At 38.5% G+C, this 21225-nt stretch carries 22 protein-coding genes; 17 read left to right on the top strand and 5 right to left on the bottom strand.

Annotation, left to right across the window (positions count from 1 at the left end; translation table 11 throughout):
- The first annotated feature begins 30 nt into the window (after positions 1-30).
- The 16 genes from porW to ACW6NC_RS12430 all read left to right on the top strand — a co-directional run bounded on the left by porW (position 31) and on the right by ACW6NC_RS12430 (position 15717).
- The gene (gene porW, locus ACW6NC_RS12505) at positions 31-2550 is read left to right on the top strand and encodes a type IX secretion system periplasmic lipoprotein PorW/SprE (protein ID WP_457866489.1); all 2520 of its coding nucleotides are present in this window, start codon (positions 31-33) and stop codon (positions 2548-2550) included.
- A gap of 10 nt (positions 2551-2560) precedes the next feature.
- Positions 2561-2962 (top strand): bactofilin family protein, encoded by a 402-nt coding sequence (locus ACW6NC_RS12500; RefSeq protein ID WP_457866487.1) that lies wholly within the window; start codon positions 2561-2563, stop codon positions 2960-2962.
- Complete coding sequence (locus ACW6NC_RS12495; RefSeq protein WP_457866486.1) at positions 2943-3158, top strand: AtpZ/AtpI family protein; 216 nt, start codon at positions 2943-2945, stop codon at positions 3156-3158. Before ACW6NC_RS12500 ends, ACW6NC_RS12495 begins: the two co-directional genes overlap by 20 nt.
- A gap of 524 nt (positions 3159-3682) precedes the next feature.
- On the top strand, positions 3683-4771 hold the full coding sequence (atpB, locus tag ACW6NC_RS12490; RefSeq protein ID WP_457866484.1) for a F0F1 ATP synthase subunit A: 1089 nt from the start codon (positions 3683-3685) through the stop codon (positions 4769-4771).
- Between the two features lie 23 nt (positions 4772-4794).
- The gene (gene atpE / locus ACW6NC_RS12485; RefSeq protein ID WP_072553516.1) at positions 4795-5016 is read left to right on the top strand and encodes an ATP synthase F0 subunit C; all 222 of its coding nucleotides are present in this window, start codon (positions 4795-4797) and stop codon (positions 5014-5016) included.
- An 85-nt stretch (positions 5017-5101) separates the two neighbouring features.
- Entirely contained in the window at positions 5102-5599 is a 498-nt protein-coding gene (locus ACW6NC_RS12480) for a F0F1 ATP synthase subunit B (protein WP_457866482.1), read from the top strand.
- 6 nt (positions 5600-5605) lie between these two features.
- Positions 5606-6163, top strand: a complete 558-nt coding sequence (gene atpH, locus ACW6NC_RS12475) for an ATP synthase F1 subunit delta (RefSeq protein ID WP_457866481.1) — start codon at positions 5606-5608, stop codon at positions 6161-6163.
- A 40-nt stretch (positions 6164-6203) separates the two neighbouring features.
- Positions 6204-7784, top strand: a complete 1581-nt coding sequence (gene atpA / locus ACW6NC_RS12470) for a F0F1 ATP synthase subunit alpha (protein WP_457866479.1) — start codon at positions 6204-6206, stop codon at positions 7782-7784.
- 84 nt (positions 7785-7868) lie between these two features.
- Entirely contained in the window at positions 7869-8729 is an 861-nt protein-coding gene (gene atpG, locus ACW6NC_RS12465; protein ID WP_457866477.1) for an ATP synthase F1 subunit gamma, read from the top strand.
- 113 nt (positions 8730-8842) lie between these two features.
- The gene (locus ACW6NC_RS12460; RefSeq protein WP_457866476.1) at positions 8843-9283 is read left to right on the top strand and encodes a hypothetical protein; all 441 of its coding nucleotides are present in this window, start codon (positions 8843-8845) and stop codon (positions 9281-9283) included.
- A 27-nt stretch (positions 9284-9310) separates the two neighbouring features.
- Positions 9311-10750, top strand: coding sequence for a lipopolysaccharide biosynthesis protein (locus tag ACW6NC_RS12455; protein WP_457866475.1), 1440 nt, complete (start codon positions 9311-9313; stop codon positions 10748-10750).
- 39 nt (positions 10751-10789) lie between these two features.
- Positions 10790-11224 (top strand): dUTP diphosphatase, encoded by a 435-nt coding sequence (gene dut / locus ACW6NC_RS12450; RefSeq protein ID WP_457866473.1) that lies wholly within the window; start codon positions 10790-10792, stop codon positions 11222-11224.
- An 89-nt stretch (positions 11225-11313) separates the two neighbouring features.
- Positions 11314-12324, top strand: a complete 1011-nt coding sequence (locus ACW6NC_RS12445; RefSeq protein WP_457866472.1) for a sugar phosphate nucleotidyltransferase — start codon at positions 11314-11316, stop codon at positions 12322-12324.
- Positions 12325-12361: 37 nt separating this feature from the next.
- Positions 12362-13726 (top strand): tetratricopeptide repeat protein, encoded by a 1365-nt coding sequence (locus tag ACW6NC_RS12440; protein ID WP_457866471.1) that lies wholly within the window; start codon positions 12362-12364, stop codon positions 13724-13726.
- On the top strand, positions 13727-14497 hold the full coding sequence (locus ACW6NC_RS12435; protein ID WP_457866469.1) for a DUF4292 domain-containing protein: 771 nt from the start codon (positions 13727-13729) through the stop codon (positions 14495-14497). It abuts the gene before it with no gap.
- Entirely contained in the window at positions 14494-15717 is a 1224-nt protein-coding gene (locus ACW6NC_RS12430) for a murein hydrolase activator EnvC family protein (protein WP_457866467.1), read from the top strand. Before ACW6NC_RS12435 ends, ACW6NC_RS12430 begins: the two co-directional genes overlap by 4 nt.
- 15 nt (positions 15718-15732) lie before the next feature.
- On the opposite strand, the gene ACW6NC_RS12425 is transcribed toward ACW6NC_RS12430, so the two are convergent.
- The 3 genes from ACW6NC_RS12425 to trpS form a co-directional block, all read right to left on the bottom strand.
- The gene (locus ACW6NC_RS12425; RefSeq protein ID WP_457866466.1) at positions 15733-16251 is read right to left on the bottom strand and encodes an acyl-CoA thioesterase; all 519 of its coding nucleotides are present in this window, start codon (positions 16249-16251) and stop codon (positions 15733-15735) included.
- A 61-nt stretch (positions 16252-16312) separates the two neighbouring features.
- Positions 16313-17245 carry an HU domain-containing protein gene (locus ACW6NC_RS12420; RefSeq protein WP_457866464.1) on the bottom strand — a complete coding sequence of 311 codons (933 nt, stop codon included), beginning with the start codon at positions 17243-17245 and terminating at the stop codon, positions 16313-16315.
- 222 nt (positions 17246-17467) lie between these two features.
- Positions 17468-18436 (bottom strand): tryptophan--tRNA ligase, encoded by a 969-nt coding sequence (gene trpS / locus ACW6NC_RS12415; RefSeq protein ID WP_457866462.1) that lies wholly within the window; start codon positions 18434-18436, stop codon positions 17468-17470.
- A gap of 249 nt (positions 18437-18685) precedes the next feature.
- Between trpS and ACW6NC_RS12410 the strand changes: the two genes are divergently transcribed.
- Entirely contained in the window at positions 18686-19258 is a 573-nt protein-coding gene (locus ACW6NC_RS12410; protein ID WP_457866461.1) for a lysophospholipid acyltransferase family protein, read from the top strand.
- Here ACW6NC_RS12410 and ACW6NC_RS12405 read toward each other — a convergent pair.
- Complete coding sequence (locus ACW6NC_RS12405) at positions 19248-20669, bottom strand: hypothetical protein (protein ID WP_457866459.1); 1422 nt, start codon at positions 20667-20669, stop codon at positions 19248-19250. The two genes, ACW6NC_RS12410 and ACW6NC_RS12405, sit on opposite strands and share 11 nt — an antisense overlap.
- The gene (locus ACW6NC_RS12400) at positions 20666-21208 is read right to left on the bottom strand and encodes an RNA polymerase sigma factor (protein WP_457866458.1); all 543 of its coding nucleotides are present in this window, start codon (positions 21206-21208) and stop codon (positions 20666-20668) included. Before ACW6NC_RS12400 ends, ACW6NC_RS12405 begins: the two co-directional genes overlap by 4 nt.
- Positions 21209-21225 lie beyond the last annotated feature (17 nt).

The raw sequence follows: 21225 nt of genomic DNA, 5'->3' as shown, positions 1-21225 counted from the left end.
GTTAATCATATTACCTAGAACCGGTTGATTTTGAATACTTTTTCTAAATTTTTTATCTTTCTTATCCTTGTGGGCAGTATGCTTGGCTGTTCGCGAAAGAAAGACAAATTTCTCAACCGGAACTATCACGCCATTACCTCCGAATATAACACGCTTTATAATGGTAATCTCGCTCTTGATCAAGGCCGGGAGGAACTCATTGAAAGTTACCAGGATAATTACTGGGATATACTTCCAATAGAACGAATGCAAATTGATGAACAGATTCTGCTACCGGATAGTATTAGAAATCAAAATTTTGGTAGGGCTGAAGAGAAGGCGGTAAAAGCTATTCAGAAACATTCAATGCTTATTGGAGGGAAGGAGCGAAATCCCCAGATAGATGAAGCTTATCTTTTATTAGGAAAGGCAAGATACTATGATCAACGATTTATTCCAGCCCTTGATGCCTTCAATTATATTCTACACAAATATCCCGCAAGTAATAATATAAATCCAGCTCAGATTTGGCGTGAGAAAACAAATATGAGACTGGATAATAACCGACTTGCGATTAAAAACCTGAAAAATATCCTGAAGCAGGAAAATCTGGAAAATCAGAATTATGCAGACGCCAACGCTACTTTAGCCCAGGCTTTTATAAATCTTCAAATGCTTGATAGCGCTGTAGCACCTCTTGAAAAAGCCGCTGAAATTACAGATATCAACGAGGCCAAAGGGAGGTATTATTTTATTTTGGGACAATTATATAACCGAATTGATTCTCATGATCAGGCTAATAATGCTTTCGACCAGGTTATAGAATTAAACCGAAAGACCCCCAGAGTGTATGTGATTAATGCCTACGTTGAAAAAGCACGGAATTTCGATTACAATCAGGGCGATAATTATCAATTAAGGGAACTTCTTGCCAAATTGGAGGAAGACCGGGAAAACCGACCATACCTGGATAAAATTTATTTTCAGATTGGTGAATATTACCGAAACATCGATTCCATTCCCCTGGCGGTTGAATATTATAAAAAATCCTTACGAGCTCCAATTAGCGATAAATTCCTGAAATCCGTTAACTATGAGATACTGGCTGACAGGAATTTTGAGGATGCTAAGTTTAAAGAAGCTAGTAAATATTATGATAGTACCCTGGCTGTGATGTCTCCTCAACTTAGGGAATATCGGACGATAAAAAAGAAACGAGAGAATCTGGAGGATGTTATTTTATATGAAGAAAGTCTGGCAAGAAATGACAGTATTTTAAGGCTGAGTAGTCTTCCTCCTGATGAACAGCTTAAATATTTCACGGCCCATATAGATAATTTAAGGAAAAAAGCGGATGCTGGTAGGCTTGAAGGGAGCTTTGTAGAGAATCTTCCACAAACTACATTTCCGGAGCCCGATGCATTACCATCTCCAGGAGGTTCCCGGACTTTCTATTTTTATAACGAAAATAGAATGCAAAAAGGATTTCAGACCTTTAAAGAGATCTGGGGGGGGAGATCTTTGGTAGATAATTGGAGATGGGCGGAATTAGGTTTTGAAGAGAGCGATACTACTGTGGAAGGAGAAAACGCTGAAGTAAATATGGAGGATGATCCGCGTTTTGACCCCAATACTTACATAGATATGATTCCAGTAGACCCACAAATACTGGATAGCCTGACCAGTGAACGAAATATAGCCCTTTATCAACTGGGAATAATTTATAAAGAAAAATTCGAGCAATATGAAAGAGCTGCTGAGAACCTGGAAGCACTGCTTAAATACAGTACAAAAAAGGACCTAATTCTTCCCGCTAAATATAATCTATATGAAATATATGGAATCCTAGGTCGTAGTAGGGACCAGGAAGAAATTAAGCAGGATATTCTTAGTAATTATCGAGGGTCCCGCTTTGCTAACTATATTTTAAACCCCCAGGCCATCACTGAAGATGAAAATTCTCCTGAAGCGTTGTATTCAAAAACCTACAGGGATTTTGAAGATGGGAAATATAATCAGGTACTCCTTAAAACAAACCAGTATATCAATGAATTTTCGGGAGAAGAAATCCTTGCAAAATTCGAGTTGTTAAAGGCTATGACCACCGCAAGATTGCTTGGTCTTGAGGCATATAAAGATGCGCTTCAGCATGTTGCTTTGAAATATCCACAAAATCCAGAGGGTAAGAAAGCGCGGGAAATAATAACTAAAACAATTCCTAAGCTTCCTGGAAAGGAATTCAAACAGGATAGTCTACAGACTGACTTTAAATTAGTTTATACCTTAAAAACTTCTGAAAAAGAAGAGTCAATTGCATTAAAAAAGCAAATTGAGGATGCCATTGAAAAGCTCGGTTATAGCCTTGAAGTTTCTGTAGACATCTATGATCCAGATACGATATTTGTGGTAGTTCATGGATTGGATAATAAAGAGAGAGCTTTGGGGTTCGAAGAATTACTTCGAAATGATGAATTTAAAATTAATTACAAATCCATTGCTATATCCACTGAAAATTATAGAATTGCACAAATTCATAAAAACATAGATCTTTACTCACCCTCCAACAATTAAAACCCTACTTATGTTTTCAGATCAAAAAAAATCCAAGTCCAAACCCGAAAATACTAAAGAGCAAAATAGAATTGCTGCAGGTACAACTATAACCGGAGACATAAGTGGAAAAGGAGGATTCAGGATTGAAGGCACCTTAGAAGGTAATCTTATAACCGCAGGTAAGGTGGTAATTAGTGAAGGTGGCCTTTTGAGAGGTAAACTGGAATGTCAACATGCTGATATTGAGGGTAAAATTGATGGAAACCTGCAGGTAACAGGAACTTTGAGTCTTCGAACTTCGGCAATCATTGAAGGGGATGTAAGCGCAGGAAAACTGGCCATCGAACCAGGAGCAACTTTTAATGCTACCTGCCACATGAATGGCGATGTGAAATCGCTTAAGCAGAAAGATGAAAAAAAATCAGCCTAATAAGTACCTTGCCTATGTGAATATTGCATTTCAAATGGGCATAATAATCGCTGCCGGTGTTTTCTTAGGAATTTGGCTTGATGAGAAATTTCCGAATAAGTATTCTGCCTTTACGATTTCGTTTGCTCTGCTAGGAGTTTTTGTGGCACTTTACCAGGTCTTTAGAGGTCTAAAGGACCTTAGCGATGAGGATTAATATGATGATGAATAAATTTATAGGATTTTTAAAAGTTTTTATTCCGTTTAGCATTGTGCTATTTTTGATTCAATATGTATTATTGAAATTCGTTTTTGAAAGCAAGTTGTTTAACCCGATCTGGTCAATCTATCTTTTTCATTTTTCAGCTACATTAATCATTTACATGGTTTTGGTTTGGATTCACCAAAATTTTCAGGATAAGACCGGCTTTGCCTTTATGGCGCTTAGCCTCTTGAAGATGCTGGCAGCTGTGGTCTTTCTTCTTCCGCTGATTTTAAGTGATAATCCCTCTGTTTTCTTTAATATCATGGCTTTTTTCATACCCTATTTTCTATTTCTGGTTTTTGAGACTATGTCTGTTGTTAAATTAATTAATTTAAAATAAGTGGTTGTCTCTCAATGAAATCCTTAAAATGGGTTTCCGGCTTTAAAATTTTATATTCCAAGCTTTCAGATAAAAATTAAAAGTATACCTTTGCAGCGAAATTTAGAGCCCATAATTTTTAAGCAGAACAGGTACTATGATAGCACATAAATCTTTTAAGATTATAGTGACGTTAACACTAGCCTTCGCCTTACTTCCTTTTTTAGCTTTTGCCTCGGCCGATTCGGTTGACAATGAAACGGAGGAAAAATTCAATCCAACAGATATGATCCTGCATCATATTGGAGATTCCCATGGTTGGCATTTTTTTGGTGAAGGTGATAATTCTTTTACTCTTCCATTACCTGTTATTCTTTGGACTGAAGACGGTTTAGTTACTTTTATGTCTAGCGAATTTCATCATGATACTGAAGGGGAATACATCGTTGAAAAAGATGGAAAACAATTCGTGAATTACCATGAGAAAATTTATCAGTTAGAGGAAGGTGCTCAAAGCCTTGAATTCGACGATGAACACCATCCCTTAAATGCCCAGACACCATTGGACCTTTCTATTACTAAAAACGTAGCTGCTATGTTTTTAACTGTTATTCTTATGATTTGGTTCTTTTTCGGACTGGCCAGCTTTCATAAAAAGAACAAACATGCACCTAAAGGTTTTAACAATGTTCTTGAAACCCTTGTTTTGTTTGTTAGAGATGAGATCGCTAAGCCACAGATTGGGGAAAAGAAATTTATGAAATTTATGCCCTTTTTGCTTACCGTGTTTTTCTTTATCTGGATTACTAATTTATTGGGTCTATTGCCTGGGGCAGCTAACGTAACAGGAAACATCGCAGTGACGGTTTCATTGGGCTTGTTTACACTTGCCTTAATCATTATGAACGGGAATAAAGATTACTGGAAACACGTATTCTGGATGCCTGGGATTCCTACCTTTGTAAAACCTATTTTAGCGGTGGTTGAGGTTCTAGGAGTATTTATAAAACCCATCGCGCTTATGATTCGTCTCTTTGCTAATATTACAGCGGGTCACATTATTATACTTAGTTTACTAGGATTGATATTTATATTGGAAAGTGCCGGGGTAGCCGGAATTTCGGTGCCGTTTGCACTTTTCATCACAATACTGGAATTGCTGGTAGCATTCCTTCAAGCGTTTATTTTTACAATGCTGTCTGCCCTGTTTATCGGAATGGCGGTTGCGGAACATGAACATCATTAATTTTAATTTTTAATTTATCTATTATGGAATTATTGTATGTAGGTCTTGCAGCTCTAGGAGCTGGATTAGCAGTAGTTGGAGCGGCTATTGGTGTAGGTAAAATCGGTGGTTCAGCCATGGATGCTATTGCCCGTCAACCAGAAGCTTCTGGAAAGATCCAAACAGCTATGATTATCGCCGCTGCACTTGTGGAAGGTGTTGCCCTTTTCGGGGTAGTTGCCGCTTTACTTGGTGTACTTAGATAATCAAACCTTAAAAAACCCTTCGCAACGGTTGGTTGCGAAGTGGTTTTTAATAAATGATGTTTTAAACTTTTTTACTATATAGATTATGGATTTAATAACTCCTGAATTCGGATTATTTTTCTGGCAAACCATTGTTTTTTTGGTGCTTATTTTCCTTATGGCCAAGTTCGCCTGGAGACCAATTCTTGGTGCTGTAAATAACCGGGAACAATCAATAAACGATGCACTTGCTTCGGCCGAAGAAGCGCGTAAAGAAATGCAAAATCTTAAGGCTGATAATGAACAGCTATTAAAAGAAGCCCGCGCCGACAGGGATGCTATTCTTAAAGAAGCAAGGGAAATTAAAGAGAAGCTTATTGCTGAGGCTACAGAAGATGCTCAGAAGAAAGCCGAGAGGATAGTAGCGCAGGCCCAGGAGAACATAAAATTGGAAAAGCAGGCCGCCATGACAGAATTGAAAAATCATGTTGCCGCACTTTCAATTGAAATCGCGGAGAAAGTTATTCGTAAAGAGCTTTCAAATGATGAAAAACAGCATCAAATGATCGATAAGATGCTTGGTGATGTTTCTACTTTAAACTAATGTAAAATGAAAGGAACCAGGGCAGCACAACGTTACGCTAAGGCAATTATCGGTCTGGCAATAGAAAAAAATGCCACCGATGCGGTGTTTGCGGATATGCAAAGTATTTCGCAAACTATTGCTAACAGTAGAGACTTAAAGAGTATGCTTGGTAGTCCGGTAATTAATTCCGGCATTAAAAAGAGTGCCCTTCGGGAGATTTTCAAAGACGCTCATAGTATTAGCATGAGTAGCTTTGATATACTTGTTGAGAATGGCCGAATTAACCTTTTGGATATTGTGGCCAGACAGTATATTGCCATGTATTATTCGTTGAATAATACTCAGCAGGCAATAATTACGAGCGCTGTTCCTTTAACAAAGGAACTTGAAGATAAGGTTCAGAATAAAATTAAAGAACTAACAGGAAATGAAGCCAGCATCAAAAATGTCGTTGATGAAGATATGATTGGTGGTTTCGTATTAAGGGTTGGCGATTTGCAATATGATGCCAGTGTGGCCAGCAATCTTAATAAGCTTAGAAGAGAATTAAAAAACAACACATACGTTTCAAAATTTAATTAAAACCGTCACATTTAAATGTGACATTTTATCCTAAATAATTATGGCAGAAGTAAATCCTGCTGAAGTATCAGCAATATTAAAGCAGCAATTATCAGGTTTTGAGTCAGAAGCCAGTTTAGACGAAGTAGGAACCGTGCTTACTGTAGGTGACGGTATTGCTAACGTTTACGGTTTGGCCAATGCTCAATACGGAGAACTGGTTCAATTTGAAAGCGGCCTTGAAGGAATGGTGCTTAACCTGGAGGAAGACAATGTTGGAGTTGTACTTTTGGGACCATCTAAAGAAATCAAGGAAGGTTCCGTAGTAAAAAGAACCCAGCGAATTGCTTCTATTAAAGTTGGAGAAGGCATTGTTGGCCGTGTTGTTGATACCTTAGGAAATCCAATAGATGGAAAAGGTGCAATTGAAGGGGAAACTCTTGAAATGCCATTAGAACGTAAGGCTCCTGGAGTAATCTTTCGTCAACCGGTAAATGAACCGCTTCAAACCGGGATTAAATCTATTGATGCGATGGTTCCAGTTGGTAGGGGACAACGGGAACTAGTAATTGGTGACCGTCAAACCGGTAAAACTACGGTTTGTATTGATACCATTCTGAATCAAAAAGAATTTTATGATGCCGGAGAACCGGTTTACTGTATATATGTGGCTATTGGGCAGAAAGCCTCTACCGTTGCGGGTATAGCCAAGGTCCTTGAAGATAGAGGCGCACTTGCTTATACGACAATTGTGGCTGCAAACGCTTCAGATCCTGCACCTATGCAGGTTTATGCTCCTTTTGCAGGTGCAGCAATTGGTGAATACTTTCGCGATACTGGTCGTCCTGCTTTAATTGTGTATGATGATCTTTCTAAGCAAGCAGTAGCTTATCGTGAAGTTTCTCTTTTGCTTCGTCGCCCACCGGGCCGTGAAGCGTATCCTGGAGATGTATTCTTCCTTCACTCTAGATTGCTGGAACGTTCAGCTAAAGTGATTAATGATGATGAAATTGCCAAGGATATGAATGATCTACCTGACCCTCTAAAAGACAGGGTGAAAGGTGGAGGATCCCTAACAGCGCTTCCAATTATTGAAACTCAGGCAGGAGATGTCTCCGCTTATATTCCAACCAATGTAATCTCAATTACGGATGGTCAAATCTTCCTTACTTCGGACCTTTTCAACTCCGGGGTTCGTCCGGCGATTGATGTAGGTATTTCCGTATCCCGTGTAGGTGGTTCAGCTCAGATTAAATCGATGAAGAAAGTAGCTGGTACCCTTAAGCTTGACCAGGCCCAGTTCCGTGAACTAGAAGCTTTTGCTAAGTTTGGCTCCGACCTTGATCCTGCCACTTTGAGAGTAATTCAAAAAGGTAAGCGAAACGTGGAAATCCTTAAACAAGGCCAAAACGATCCTTATCCTGTTGAAAATCAGATTGCAATTATTTTTGCCGGTTCTAAAAACCTTTTAAGAGATGTACCGGTGGAAAAAGTTAAGGAGTTTGAAAAAGATTATCTTGAATTTCTTGATACTAAGTACCGGGAGGTTCTCGATGGACTTAAAGCGGGTAAATTAACTGATGAGATTACGGATACCCTTACGCAGGTAGCTAAGGAAATTTCAGAGAAGTATAAAAATTAAGCGATCTTGTCATTCCCGGTCAAACGGGAATCTCAGAATTTTTAAAAGATTCCCGGTAGTGAGGGAATGACATTAAAATCAATTATGGCAAACTTAAAAGATTTACGTAGCAGGATTACTTCGGTTTCATCAACCATGCAGATTACCAGTGCCATGAAGATGGTTTCTGCTGCAAAGTTGAGTAGGGCTCAGGATGCTATTACCCAAATGCGTCCTTATTCTCAGAAGTTAACACAATTGCTACAGGATTTAAGTGCCACCTTGGATGATGATGCAAGTAGTAAATATGCCGAAGAGCGTGAGGTCAATAATGTTTTGATTGTTGCCGTATCATCTAATAAAGGTTTGGCAGGTGCGTTTAACACCAATGTAATTAAAGCTGTTAAATACAAAGCTAAAAATGATTACAAGGCTAAAAATGTGGATGTTTACACCATAGGAAAAAAGGCGAATGATATTCTTAAGAAGGATTATACTATTTTTAAGAATAACAATGAGGTCTTTGATGATCTAAGCTTTGAAAATGCCTCAGTCATTGCTGAAGAACTAATGCAACTTTTCCTTGATGAGAAGTATGATAAGATAGTTTTAATGTATAACCAGTTTAAAAATGCTGCGACTCAAATTGTTCAGCATGAACAGTTTTTGCCTATCGAGCAATTCGATTCGGAAGAGAACAAGCAACTGGATTATATTTTTGAACCTTCAAAACTGGAAATCGTAAAAGATCTTATTCCGAAGTCATTGAAGATGCAATTTTTTAAAGCCCTTAGAGATTCCTTCGCTTCAGAACACGGTGCACGGATGACAGCCATGCATAAAGCGACAGAGAATGCTACAGAGCTTAGAGATGATCTTAAATTATCTTACAACAAAGCCCGACAGGCTTCTATTACCAATGAAATTCTTGAGATCGTTGGTGGAGCCGAAGCCCTAAATGGCTAATTATATAAAATAAGCGGAATTTCTTTCCGTTAATAAACCCTGTCTAACGGCAGGGTTTATTTATTTGGTATATCTTTTGTTTTTGTAACTTTAAAATCACAAAATCCTTGATTATGAAAGCTCCCTTTTTTCTATTCAGTATAGTGCTTTTAAGTGTTTTAAGCAGCTGCGGCAGTAATAAAGAACTTCAGGAAAGGGCCCCGGCTCAGTTCAATGAGGTTTATTATTCTGAAACCGAAGATGGCTTAGATCTCTACATTCCTGTAGCTGTTATTCAGGAAAACAGGGTGCAGTTGGAAAGTGTTTATTTTCGCGGGATGCATTCCCCCCTCCAGTTAGATGCAGATAAACCTAATCTTTATGTAGCTTCCTTCGCTTTGGGAAAAGTAGATAAGATCATGCACGAAGATCCTAAAGAAGAATATGGCAATAAAGCTCCACAAGCTCCCGAAGAAAGTCCGTTTGAAATTAAAGAAGATGAAGCTATCCTTGTTTTCAAACAAACCGATAAGACAAAATACTATAAGTTAACCGGAATAGAGGAAAGAAATTAATATCTTGACGACAAAACAGGTCCCCGGTTGAGTACTTTAAAACGCTTTTTTCAGGACACTATAATTTACGGTTTTGCCACGGTGCTTCCCAGGTTAATGAACTTTATCCTGGTGCCACTGCACACTGCTGCCCTTAGTACCGGGAACTATGCCATAAACACCACTTTTTATGTTTGGGCGGCGTTTTTTAATGTGATCCTAACCTATGGAATGGAGACCGCTTTTTTTAGGTTTTTTAGCCATTCTAAAGAAAAGGGGAAAGTATTTTCTACGGCTTTCATCACACTTTCTGCGACAACGCTTTTCTTTTTTATCCTGGTCTTTCTTTTTAGAGATTATATTTTTGGCCTTCTGGATCTGGAGCCATTTTACTTCAATATTCTTTTAGGAATCCTTGCACTTGATACCCTGGTGGTAGTGCCTTTTGCCTGGCTACGTGCTTCTAATAAGCCGGTTAAATTTGCCGGAGTGAAAATTATCAATATCATGATTGTGGTGTTGCTAAATTTTTATTTTCTATGGTGGGTTCAAAGATTTCCGGGGTCCACCCCTCAGATTATCCTTGATAATTACTCCGATACCGATAAGGTTGGATATATTTTCCTTGCCAACCTTGCTGCCAGTGCAGTTACATTTTTGATTTTATTGCCGTATTTCTTCAGGACAAAGATAGATTTCAGTTTTTCCTTGCTAAAGAAAATGTGGCATTACGGTTGGCCGGTTATGTTTGCAGGACTTGCATTTGTAATCAATGAAAATTTGGATAAACTGCTGCTTAAGGATATGATTTCTGATGAAGTTATGGGAGCATATGCTGGATGTTACAAATTGGCCGTGTTTATGACTATTTTCGTGCAGGCTTTTAAGCTCGGCGCCGAACCTTTCTTTTTCAATCAGGCTAAGGCTGAAAATGCAAAAAAGACCTATTCCCTTATCCTTACTTATTTTGTGATTGCAGGAAGCTTTATTCTACTATTCCTGGTGGCTTTTATAGATATGTTCAAGGAACTCATAATCCGCAACAGCGATTATTGGATAGCGCTTTCTATCGTGCCTATCGTACTGCTTGCTAATCTGTTTTTAGGAATCTATCATAACCTTTCGGTGTGGTATAAGCTTACTGACAAGACGAGAATGGGGATGTATATTTCTATTTTTGGAGCAATTATTACTGTTTTATTCAATATCATCCTCATTCCGGTACTTGGTTTTATCGCGGCTGCCTGGGCTACTCTTGCGGCCTATGCAAGTATGGCTGTCATTTCTTATTTCCTCGGAAGAAAATACTATCCGGTGCCTTATAACGTTAAAAAAATAGCTTTTTACCTGTTGTTGTCTACCGGGTTTTCCATAATTTCCTTTGCCTTTTTCAGGGAAAATTATATAGCCGGGTCAGCCTTGGTTTTGGGATTCCTTTTGGTAGCATTTTTTAATGAAAGGAAACAATTACAAGAACTAATAAAATAACAGGCATTTGCCTTTAAATCAACTTTTAAAATTAAATAAATGAAAGTTAAAATTATCAACAAATCGACGCATAGCCTGCCTCACTACGGAACTGAAGCTTCTGCGGGTATGGATTTGCGTGCAAATATATCGGAATCAATAACTATTAAACCTCTCGAGCGTGCAATTGTAAAAACCGGACTTTTTATGGAGTTACCGGTGGGTTACGAGGCACAGGTTAGACCAAGAAGTGGTCTCGCCGCTAAAAAAGGAATCACAGTTTTAAACTCCCCAGGCACAGTAGATGCTGATTATCGTGGAGAAATAGCGGTGATTCTTGTTAATCTTTCCAATGAGGCTTACACTATCGAAAACGGCGAAAGAATTGCCCAGATGGTTATTGCCAAGCACGAACATATCTCCTGGGAAGAAGTAGAAGTTCTTGAAGAAACCACCAGAGGTGCCGGGGGATTTGGCAGCACTGGCCATAAATAAAATTATAATTAGCCGGTTTTCACCGGTTGTGCGGAAAATTAATATTAACAGAAGATTCTCTATAATTGGGAGAATCACAAATTACACCTATGAAAATTATAGTGCCAATGGCAGGTCGCGGTTCGCGCCTTCGCCCACATACTTTAACAGTACCAAAACCATTAATCCCCATTGCGGGAAAACCAATAGTACACCGCCTCGTAGAAGATATTGCCGGGGTGCTGGATGAAAAAATAGACGAGATCGCTTTTGTGATCGCCGAGGATTTTGGCGATAAAGTAGAAACCGATTTGAAAGCGATAGCCGAGAGTTTAGGAGCGAAAGGAACAATTTATTATCAGGACCAACCTCTGGGCACAGGGCACGCTATAATGTGCGCTAAAGAATCTCTTGAAGGTCCGGCAGTAATAGCATATGCAGATACGCTTTTTAAAGCAGATTTCACCCTCGATAAAGAAGCCGATGGGGTAATTTGGGTGAAAAAGGTTGAAAATCCTGAAGCCTTTGGCGTTGTTCAGCTCAACCAGAATAATGAAATTGTTGATCTTGTCGAAAAACCTCAGGATTTTGTTTCTGACCTTGCCGTCATCGGAATCTATTACTTCAAGGATGTATCGATACTTAAAAATGAACTTCAGGGCGTACTGGACAAAAAACTAACCCGTGGTGGAGAATATCAGATCAATGATGGAATTCAGGCGATGAGAGCCAATGGCCTTCGTTTTGTTCCCGGCCAGGTAGATGAGTGGATGGACTGCGGAAATAAAAACGTAACGGTTGAAACTAATGGCCGGATGCTTAATTTCCTTCATCAGGAAGGAAAGAACCTGGTCTCTAAGTCTGTTAAAATCAAAAATTCTGAAATTACCGAACCCTGCTTCATTGGAGAGAATGTGGAATTACTCAATGCTAAGATTGGCCCGAATGTTTCAGTAGGGGATGGCACCAAAATTGAGAATTCAACTATAAAAAACAGTCTTATTCAGAATTTTTCAGAAATAAAAAATGCAAACCTGGATAATGCTATGATAGGAAATCATGCTAAATTTAATGGAGAGTTTACCCAGGTTAGCATTGGAGATTATTCGGTGTTAGAATAATTCTTTCCCAAATGGGCTACAGCTTCAAAAGAATGTTATGAAAAAAATGCTCTATATATTTCTACTGTGTTTATCCTGCCATCAGTCAGTGATAAGTCAAGAAAAGGAGCAATTGGTGGACCAGGTGAATGAAGATGACCTTGGAAATGTCACCGACGAATTTCAGGAACATTTTTTTGAAGCTCTTAAACAGAAAGGCATAGAGAACTACGAAAAAGCAATTATTGCTCTCGAAGCTTGCCTTGTCAAAGAGCCTAATAGTGCTGTGGTATATTTTGAATTAGGTAAAAATTATCGAGAGTTAGAAGAATTTGAACTTGCCCTTGAGAATTATCAAAAAGCCTTGGAACTTGAACCCAGGGAAGAAACTCTCATAGAAATTTATCAAACTTATCGCAATATTGATAATTTTGAACAAGCTATAGTAATTGTTCGAAAGTTAATTGAATATAATTCTGATTATAAAGAGGATCTCGCCAATCTTTATATGCTCAATGAGCAATATGAGAAGGCACTTCAGATTCTGGATAAACTTGATGAGGAAGAAGGAAACAATATGTATAGAACTGTCATGAGAAGGCAGATTTATGCCAGAACCGGTAACACCGAAGCACAGATTGGCGATCTTGAGAAAGGAATTGCACAAGATCCTGAAAACGAGCAAAACTATCTTAATCTAATTTATATTTACAGTGAACAGGGGGATGAGGAAGAGGCATTTCAAACAGCTCTGGAATTACTTGATGCCCACCCAGGAAGTCGACTTGTACACTTGGCCTTGTACAAATTTTATCTTGACCGTAAAAAACCGGATGAGGCAATAAATTCTATGAAAATTGTCTTTGAAAGTGAAGAGATAGACCCAGAGTCAAAATTTAAAGTTCTAAATGATTTTCTTTTATTTGTTAATGAAAATCCCGGTTATGATGAGGAATTGCTGGAGGTAAGCCAAAATCTAACCCAATGGGAAGATACGCCACAACTTTATGAGCAACTGGGGAACTTTTATTTGAAAAAAGATAAGAAAGAACAGGCGTTAAGGTTTTTTGAAAAGGGGATTGAGCAGGAACCTGATAAATATGAACTCATAAAGCATACATTGTTGTTACAAATAGAATTAGGTCAAAATAATAAAGCCCGAAATCTTAGCCTGGACGCCCTGGAAATTTTCCCTGCTCAGCCGGTATTTTTTCTTCTGCATGGAGTTGCACTAAATAACCTGGAGCAATACAAAGAAGCAGAGGAAATACTTACATTTGGACTTGATTATCTCATTGAAAATATAAGACTTGAGATTGACTTTTATACCCAGCTCGCCATAGCATATGACAATATGGGTAAAAAGGAGGAAGCCGTGCGGTATAGACAAAGGGCAGAAGAATTATTAAAAGAATTGGAATAAATGATTAGAAGGATTTTGGTATTGGTAATAGTTAGTGTTTTTATAACCTCCTGTGGAAGTGGACGTGTTAAAAAGGGGATAGCTACCAAGAACACTGAGGCTGCAGGGATTATTGCTAAACATTATGAGAATGAACCTGAATTTAGGACTCTTAGCGCAAGGCTTCGCACAGTCTATCAAACTGAGGAAAAAACCCAGTCTGTAAACCTTAATTTTAGAATGGAGAAGGATAAATCAATTTGGATGAGCGCGACCATTTTAGGTTTTCCAATGGCTAAGGCATACATTACTCCCACAAGTGTAAGTTACTATGAAAAAATTGGTAAAACATATTTTGAAGGAGATTTCAGTTTACTTAGCGATCTCCTTGGGACACCTCTGGACTTCGAAAAACTCCAAAACCTATTACTAGGACAATCTATTTATGATCTTCGGATAGAGGAATACGAATTGTCTCAAACTCCTAGAGGCTATCAGTTCATGCCAGTGAAGGAAGATCTAATAAAAAAAATGTTTTTGTTAAATACAGGTAATTACAAGGCCGAAGCGCAACAGCTCGCTCAGGAAGAAGCAAATCGTAGCGTAACGGTTACCTATTCTGGTTACCAGGAAATTTCAGGAAACCTATTTCCCCGTGATATACGGATTATTGCCAACGAGGGGGCCAAGAGTACTCATATTGAACTAACTTATCGCGCTCTGGAACTAAATGTGGATGTGAATTTTCCTTTTGAAATTCCTTCAGGGTATGAAGAAATAGATGTCAAATGAAGCTAAAGAAGTTTACATATTCATTTTTGATAATCGGATTCATAATTGTGTCTGTGCAACCGATGATTTCTCAAACCTCACGTGAAGAACTCGAAAAGCGTCGTCAAGAATTGCGAATAGAAATTAGACGAATCAATGAATTAAGAAGCAGTAACAAGCAAAAGGAACGCTCTGTTTTAAGCGAGGTTCAGGACTTAGATCAACAGATAAAAAGTACGGAAAATTTAATCAGAGTAACCAATCAGCAGGCGAATCTTCTTAACAGGGAGATCAATTCCAACACCAGTAAAATAGGTCGCTTACGGAAGGAACTTGAAGCTCTCAAGGAAGATTATGCTCGTATGATTGAAAAATCATATAAGAGTAAATCCTCCAACAGCAGGATAATGTTTTTATTGTCTTCAGAGAATTTTCTTCAGGCATACAAAAGGCTTCAGTACATGAAGCAATACACCGCCTACCGTAAAAAACAAGGTGATGAGATTCAGACACGAACTGCTGAACTTCAGCAATTGAATAAAGATTTGGTTAGTCAGAAAAAAGAAAAGGATAGGCTTATAGCTGAGAACAGAGAAACCCGTGCAGAGCTTGAAAGGAATCGTAAAGCTCAGCGCGAGTTGATGAAAACAATAAGAAGTAAAGAAAGCCAGTTCGCCTCACAGATTAGACAAAAGCAGCAGGAAATCAATGAAATAGACCAACAGATAGAGGAAATGATTCGGGCCTCAATTGCTAAGGACAATAAGGAGAGTGGATCAGACTCCAGGGATACCTATAAACTAACCCCTGCCGCAAAAGCTCTGGCCGCTGATTTCGTAAAAAATAAAGGAAAATTACCATGGCCTGTCCGTACCGGAGTAGTAAGTATGAAGTTCGGTACTCAACCTCACCCGGTGGTAAAATCCACAACAATTAATAGTAATGGAGTTCGGATAGACACTGACAATAGTGGTAAGGCACGGGCAGTTTTTAATGGTACTGTAAGTGAGGTTCAAGCCGTAAAAGGAGCAAATAAGGCTGTGATGCTACGTCACGGTGATTACTTAACAATATATAATAACCTCTCAAAAGTATTCGTAAAACGTGGTGATGTAATTAGCACCGGTCAGGAATTAGGCGAAGTAGCAACCAGCCGGAGCACCGGTAAAACAACATTGCACTTTCTGATATACAGGAATACCCAGAAAATGAATCCTGCTGATTGGATCGTCCAAATGTAGGAGCTAATCGAAAAATTACTTTTTTTCCTCAAAGAGTGCTTTAAGCTCTGTAGCGTCCTGAGGTTTCATTTTTCCGGCAAGAACAAGGCTAAGTTGCTTTCTTCTAAGAGCAGCTTCGTAGCGTTGCTTCTCGAGTTCGGTTTCCGGTTCCAGAGGGGGTACACTTACCGGCGCTCCAGTTTCATCTACAGCCACAAAAGTATAAATAGCTTCATTTGCTTTTGTACGATTGCCACTTTCACGATCCTCAACCCATACATCAATAAAGATTTCCATTGATGATTTAAATGCTCGGGATACGGCTGCTTCAACAGTAACTACACTTCCAAGAGGAACTGCTTTATTAAAAGCTACGTGATTAACCGAAGCTGTAACCACAATTCGCCGGCTATGACGGCGGGCTGCAATGCTTGCAGCGCGATCCATTCTGGCTAGAAGTTCGCCTCCAAATAAATTATTTAAAGGATTGGTCTCACTAGGTAATACCAGATCAGTAAGCGTAGTACGGGATTCCTGTGGATGTTTTGCTTGCATATTGCCAAATAGATTTTCGGCAAAAATAAGATGCTTTGATTAATTAAGGCCTAAAATCATATTAAAGTTCCTGAATAAGTAGCCAGGCCCCCTCATTGGATTTTTTAACTTCTCGTAATAAGTTTATGGCTTCACGGCGGGTCTGTAAACTTTCATACACAACCTGATGTAAGCCAAATTTATTGACCTCGATCAGTCTTGCTTTAAAACCATCTTTACGAAGTTCTTTCACTTTTTTCTTTGCGTTATCTTCAACTCTGAAAGCTCCAGCAACTACATGGTAATTACCCGATTGTTTTTCAATGTTAAAGGTAATAGCAGGTAAGGGATTATCTATAATAAATGTGGCCTGTTGAATTTGCTGGTTTAGTTGGTCCTGAGCCTCCTGTTGTTCTGCCAGGTTATGTTTTGTGACCTGATTGCTATATATATTAAGCCCGGTGTATCCTCCGAGTCCCAGAGCAACAACGGCAACAGCGGCATATTTAAGAAAAGCAGGCGCTTTTCTCCTTTCCCGGGTGAAATTGATTGGTGTTTTACTCTCAAGCTTTTCTACCTGTTCTTTATATACCTCTCGGTCCACTTTTTCTGTCCTTATACCTTCCAGGCCAAAGGAATCCGTAAGAAAATTGAGTTTTTCCACAGGTTCAAACTGTAAGTTTTCCTCTTCAGAAAAGCTAAAGCGACCGATGTTATCAAGTTCTACTGAACCATCACTAACCAATGATTTTTCGAGATTATCTACAAAAAAAGCAATGCGATTTACCGCAGCTGGATAAGCGATGTTTTCAGCTTCTGAGATATAATTTGCAAGTAACCCATCGCTCTTTATAAGCTGTCCGTTAAAGGAAACGAGCTTTTTAGGAGGATAAAATGTTCCTGTGTCCTTCTCGATATAGGCCGGTTGTTTTTGGGAAAGAAAAGCCCCAAAACCGGGTAAGATCACGCATTCATATCGATAAAGTAAATCCTGGATGTGATTAATTATATTCATTGGCGCAAAAATAACAGGTTTAATGAGGGTTTATAAAGTTACCTAAAGAATATTTATTAACAAATTTTTTCTGATAAATAGGCGAATTTAATTTATAAATGCTCTGATTGCTTTGACAACAAAACTTTTACCTAAAATCTAGGTCTTTTGAAAATTAGCAAAATTTTCTTTATTTGGAATTCGCTGACCTAATCTTGGGGAGTAGGTTCTTTGAACTTAATCTTAATAACCTACTTTTTTTCTTACTCTTTGTAGAACATCATTGGCTATAAGGGAGGCTTTTTTGGCTCCTACCGATAAAGCCTTATCGATTTGCTCAAAGTTATTCATGTAATAATTATATTTTTCTCTGGTTTCCTTGAACCTATCCATTAAAACTTCATAAAGTTCCTGCTTAGCATGACCGTAACCATAGCCTCCTCCTTCATAATTTTCACGCATTTTAGTAATCTGCTCTTCAGAAGCCACAAGTTTGTAAAGGGAAAAAACATTACAGGAATCAGGGTTTTTAGGGTCCTCCAATGGGGTGCTATCCGTTTCAATGCTCATTATTTGTTTTCTGAGCTTTTTATCTGTTTGAAACAGATTGATGGTATTGTTTTGTGATTTACTCATTTTACCACCATCTGTGCCGGGAACGTATTTGGTGTTTTCCTGAACTCTGGCTTCAGGAATCACGAAAGTATCCCCCATCTGATTATGAAATCTAGAGGCCACATCGCGGGTTATTTCCAAATGTTGTAGTTGATCTTTTCCTACGGGTACAATTTCAGCATCATAAAGTAGAATATCGGCGGCCATCAACATTGGATAGGAGAAAAGACCGGCATTAATATCCTCGAGTCTGTCAGATTTATCCTTGAAGGAATGAGCAAGAGTTAGTCGTTGGTAGGGAAAAAAGCAACTTAAATACCAGGCAAGTTCCGCTGTTTGCGGGATATCACTCTGCCTATAAAAAACAGTTTTTTCAATATCAATTCCACAGGCAAGCCAGGTTGCAGCTACAGAGTAGGTGTTATGCCTTAATACTTCAGCATCTTTTATTTGAGTTAGCGAATGCATATCGGCAATAAAAATATAGGAATCATTTTTAGGCTCATTAGCCATCTCAATGGCAGGAAGGATGGCTCCTAATAGGTTTCCAAGATGAGGAGTTCCTGTACTCTGGACCCCGGTAAGTATTCTGGACATTGTCTTTTTCTGATTTTTCACAAAGATAAATTTTTTAAGGAAGACACTCACTTCTATTTAGTATTTTTGGCTTTTATGGGTCTACTTAAAAGAACGGCAATTGCACTTTGGCGAATATGGTTTTATGTACTAATGGTTGTACCAATAGTCATAATGCTGCCATTTTTGCTCCTTTTTACCTCTTCCGAAAGATTTTATCCTCAGTACTATTTTTGCGCGAGAATATGGGCAAAGAGTATCCTTTACGGAATGGGGTTTTACCCGGTTTGCAAATCAGCAGTTAAACTAAGAAGCGGAAAAAGTTATATGTTGGTAGCCAATCATACTTCCATGATAGATATTATGCTTATGTTGGCGGTGGTTAAGCACCCCTTCATATTCGTAGGAAAAAAGGAACTGGCCAGAATTCCCCTTTTTGGTTTTTTCTATCGCCGGACCTGCATTTTGGTAGATCGAAGTTGTAACCAAAGCAAGCATAGGGTCTTTAGTGAAGCTCAACGCCGACTTAAACAGGGAAACAGCATCTGTATATTTCCGGAAGGAGGTGTGCCGGAAGACCATAACTTACTTTTAGATTATTTTAAAGATGGCGCCTTTAGAATTGCCATAGACTACCAGATTCCAATTGTGCCCTTTACCTTTTATGATAATAAAAAAAGATTTCCTTATCGATTTTTTGTTGGAAGTCCAGGACCGTTGCGGGTGAAGGCCCATCATTTGATTTCTACAGAAGGGAAGTCACAGGAGAATCGTCGTGAACTTAAAACTAAAACGCGCCAACTTATCCTGGAGGATTTACAAACTGAAAAAATTAAAACTTAAAGCTTAAACCGGAATAAACTCCAAAATAATAAGGTTGCAAATTTTCAGTGTTTTCAAACGTATTGATCTGGTATTTGAATATTGGCTCCAGATTTAATTTAAGTCTTTGGGTGAGTTTATAATTTATTCCAAATCCAATATTAGTACTGAAACTCAAATCATTAATATTGTTGGCTTCACCTATATGAGCGCTTTGGTTGTTAGCACTAAGCAGCAATGTGTTTTCTTCCAAAATAAGACTACTTCCTCCTCCAATGATGTTAAGGCCAATTTTTCTATCGATAAGCTTGTATTCTAATTCCAGTGGGATTTCAATATATCCAAACCTTTGATTTATCTTACCTAACCTCGAGATAGAGGCATTTTCGGGTGCAAAGGTGTTTTCTATTGAGGAGTAACTATCTCTTTGCGAATTACCTTGTATTTGAAAATTACTTCCTTCAGGGCTATAATCAATACTGGCAATGTCATGAGGAATAATGGCTGCAGAAAAAATAATATCCTGAATATCGTAACTCATGGCCACCTTTCCTATTCCTGATCTGATTTTTAACTTCTCAGATACCTGGTAGGAAACATTTATACCATAAGCCATCGTTAAATTCGGATTGGAAGGATTGCCTGCAAACTGAGGGTCAATAGAGTTTCCCTTTCCAAATTTATCATAAACTATTGGGGCAGCAAAAGTACTTAGACTCAATGAGCCTTTTTCTGATTTTTTCTCATCTTTTTCCTCTTCTTTATTGTTATCCTCCAGGTAGGCAATGGTATTTTTAGAAATGCTGTCGCCTTCTTTCTGACTTTTCTTTTCGGTTTTATCGGCAATTAAGTCGTTAGAGTCAGACCCCATATTTGATGCGGCCCCTTCTTGGGTTTCCAAGGTTTCATTTTCCCTTTCCTGTGAAAAATCTTCGCCATCTACAATAGCAATATTGGAATTAAGCTTTGCATTCCTACTGGTTTCTGAAGAACTTTCCCCAGAGGCCTTTTCTTTTAAAGATGCTGGTTGAGAGGATATGAAACCATTGTTTCCTGAAGATACTAATTGGGAGGAATTATTTATCTGCTTATTTGAGGTTATTTCTTGAAGGAGATTTTTAGTCTCTGTAAGGGTTTTGTTTTCGAAGGAAGTATCGATACGGGGTCGTTTAATTTCATTCCATTCAAAGACCAGTCCTGGAGAGTTTACAAAGAAGTTATTTTGATAGAAAAAGTAGCCTCCGGTCAAAAGAAGGGCAAACACAGCGGCGACCCCAGCTATCTTATACCAAAAGGGAAGGATTAAGTGACTTTTCTTTTTATCCTCTTCCAGGCGGTCAGCAATATTCTTCCATACTCTGGGTGGGGGAGCAACTTCATAATCTTTGAATTTCTCCTGGTAAAGCCGGTCTAAGTTCTTTTTCTCTTTCATAATGATCGCACCGAATTGTTATTTTGGTGGTTTTCAATCCGTTCCTTTAGAATTCCCCTGGCTCTTGCAAGGTTAGATTTGGAACTTCCCTGTGAAATATTTAGCAAATCAGATATCTCTTTATGGGAATAACCATCTAAAACATACAGGTTAAAGACTTCGCGATAGCGAGGAGGCAGTTCCTGAATGAGTTTTAATAGTAAATCTACTGGCAGGTCTTCTTCATCAATTTCGATTACCTGTTCTTCTAACAGATCTTCATTGATGAGATCCAAGTATTTCTCCTTTCTGTATTTCTGAAGGGCGGTATTGATAATTATTCGTTTCATCCAACCCTCGAAAGATCCTTTATCCTGATATTGTGATATTTTTTCAAAGATGGTTAAAAACCCATCCTGCAGATTATCTTCTGCCTGCTGATAATTGGAAGAATATTTAAGGCACAAGCCAAAAAGCTTCCCTGCGTATAGCTGGTAAAGCTCTTCCTGTGCCTTAATATCCTGTTTTTTACACTTTTGTATGAGTTTTTCTAAACCCACTTGGTTGTTGAGATGTT

Source organism: Salegentibacter profundi, from assembly GCF_054121475.1.
Note: the sequence above shows the minus strand (reverse complement) of the source record. Positions and strands in the feature narration are given on the sequence as shown.

Coding starts and splice junctions, on each gene's coding strand:
- ACW6NC_RS12500 (WP_457866487.1), top strand. CDS start 2,561: ATGTTTTCAGATCAAAAAAAATCCAAGTCCAAACCCGAAAATACTAAA.
- ACW6NC_RS12495 (WP_457866486.1), top strand. CDS start 2,943: ATGAAAAAAAATCAGCCTAATAAGTACCTTGCCTATGTGAATATTGCA.
- atpB (WP_457866484.1), top strand. CDS start 3,683: ATGATAGCACATAAATCTTTTAAGATTATAGTGACGTTAACACTAGCC.
- atpE (WP_072553516.1), top strand. CDS start 4,795: ATGGAATTATTGTATGTAGGTCTTGCAGCTCTAGGAGCTGGATTAGCA.
- ACW6NC_RS12480 (WP_457866482.1), top strand. CDS start 5,102: ATGGATTTAATAACTCCTGAATTCGGATTATTTTTCTGGCAAACCATT.
- atpH (WP_457866481.1), top strand. CDS start 5,606: ATGAAAGGAACCAGGGCAGCACAACGTTACGCTAAGGCAATTATCGGT.
- atpA (WP_457866479.1), top strand. CDS start 6,204: ATGGCAGAAGTAAATCCTGCTGAAGTATCAGCAATATTAAAGCAGCAA.
- atpG (WP_457866477.1), top strand. CDS start 7,869: ATGGCAAACTTAAAAGATTTACGTAGCAGGATTACTTCGGTTTCATCA.
- ACW6NC_RS12460 (WP_457866476.1), top strand. CDS start 8,843: ATGAAAGCTCCCTTTTTTCTATTCAGTATAGTGCTTTTAAGTGTTTTA.
- dut (WP_457866473.1), top strand. CDS start 10,790: ATGAAAGTTAAAATTATCAACAAATCGACGCATAGCCTGCCTCACTAC.
- ACW6NC_RS12445 (WP_457866472.1), top strand. CDS start 11,314: ATGAAAATTATAGTGCCAATGGCAGGTCGCGGTTCGCGCCTTCGCCCA.
- ACW6NC_RS12440 (WP_457866471.1), top strand. CDS start 12,362: ATGAAAAAAATGCTCTATATATTTCTACTGTGTTTATCCTGCCATCAG.
- ACW6NC_RS12435 (WP_457866469.1), top strand. CDS start 13,727: ATGATTAGAAGGATTTTGGTATTGGTAATAGTTAGTGTTTTTATAACC.
- ACW6NC_RS12430 (WP_457866467.1), top strand. CDS start 14,494: ATGAAGCTAAAGAAGTTTACATATTCATTTTTGATAATCGGATTCATA.
- ACW6NC_RS12425 (WP_457866466.1), bottom strand. CDS start 16,251: ATGCAAGCAAAACATCCACAGGAATCCCGTACTACGCTTACTGATCTG.
- ACW6NC_RS12420 (WP_457866464.1), bottom strand. CDS start 17,245: ATGAATATAATTAATCACATCCAGGATTTACTTTATCGATATGAATGC.
- trpS (WP_457866462.1), bottom strand. CDS start 18,436: ATGTCCAGAATACTTACCGGGGTCCAGAGTACAGGAACTCCTCATCTT.
- ACW6NC_RS12410 (WP_457866461.1), top strand. CDS start 18,686: ATGGGGTTTTACCCGGTTTGCAAATCAGCAGTTAAACTAAGAAGCGGA.
- ACW6NC_RS12405 (WP_457866459.1), bottom strand. CDS start 20,669: ATGAAAGAGAAAAAGAACTTAGACCGGCTTTACCAGGAGAAATTCAAA.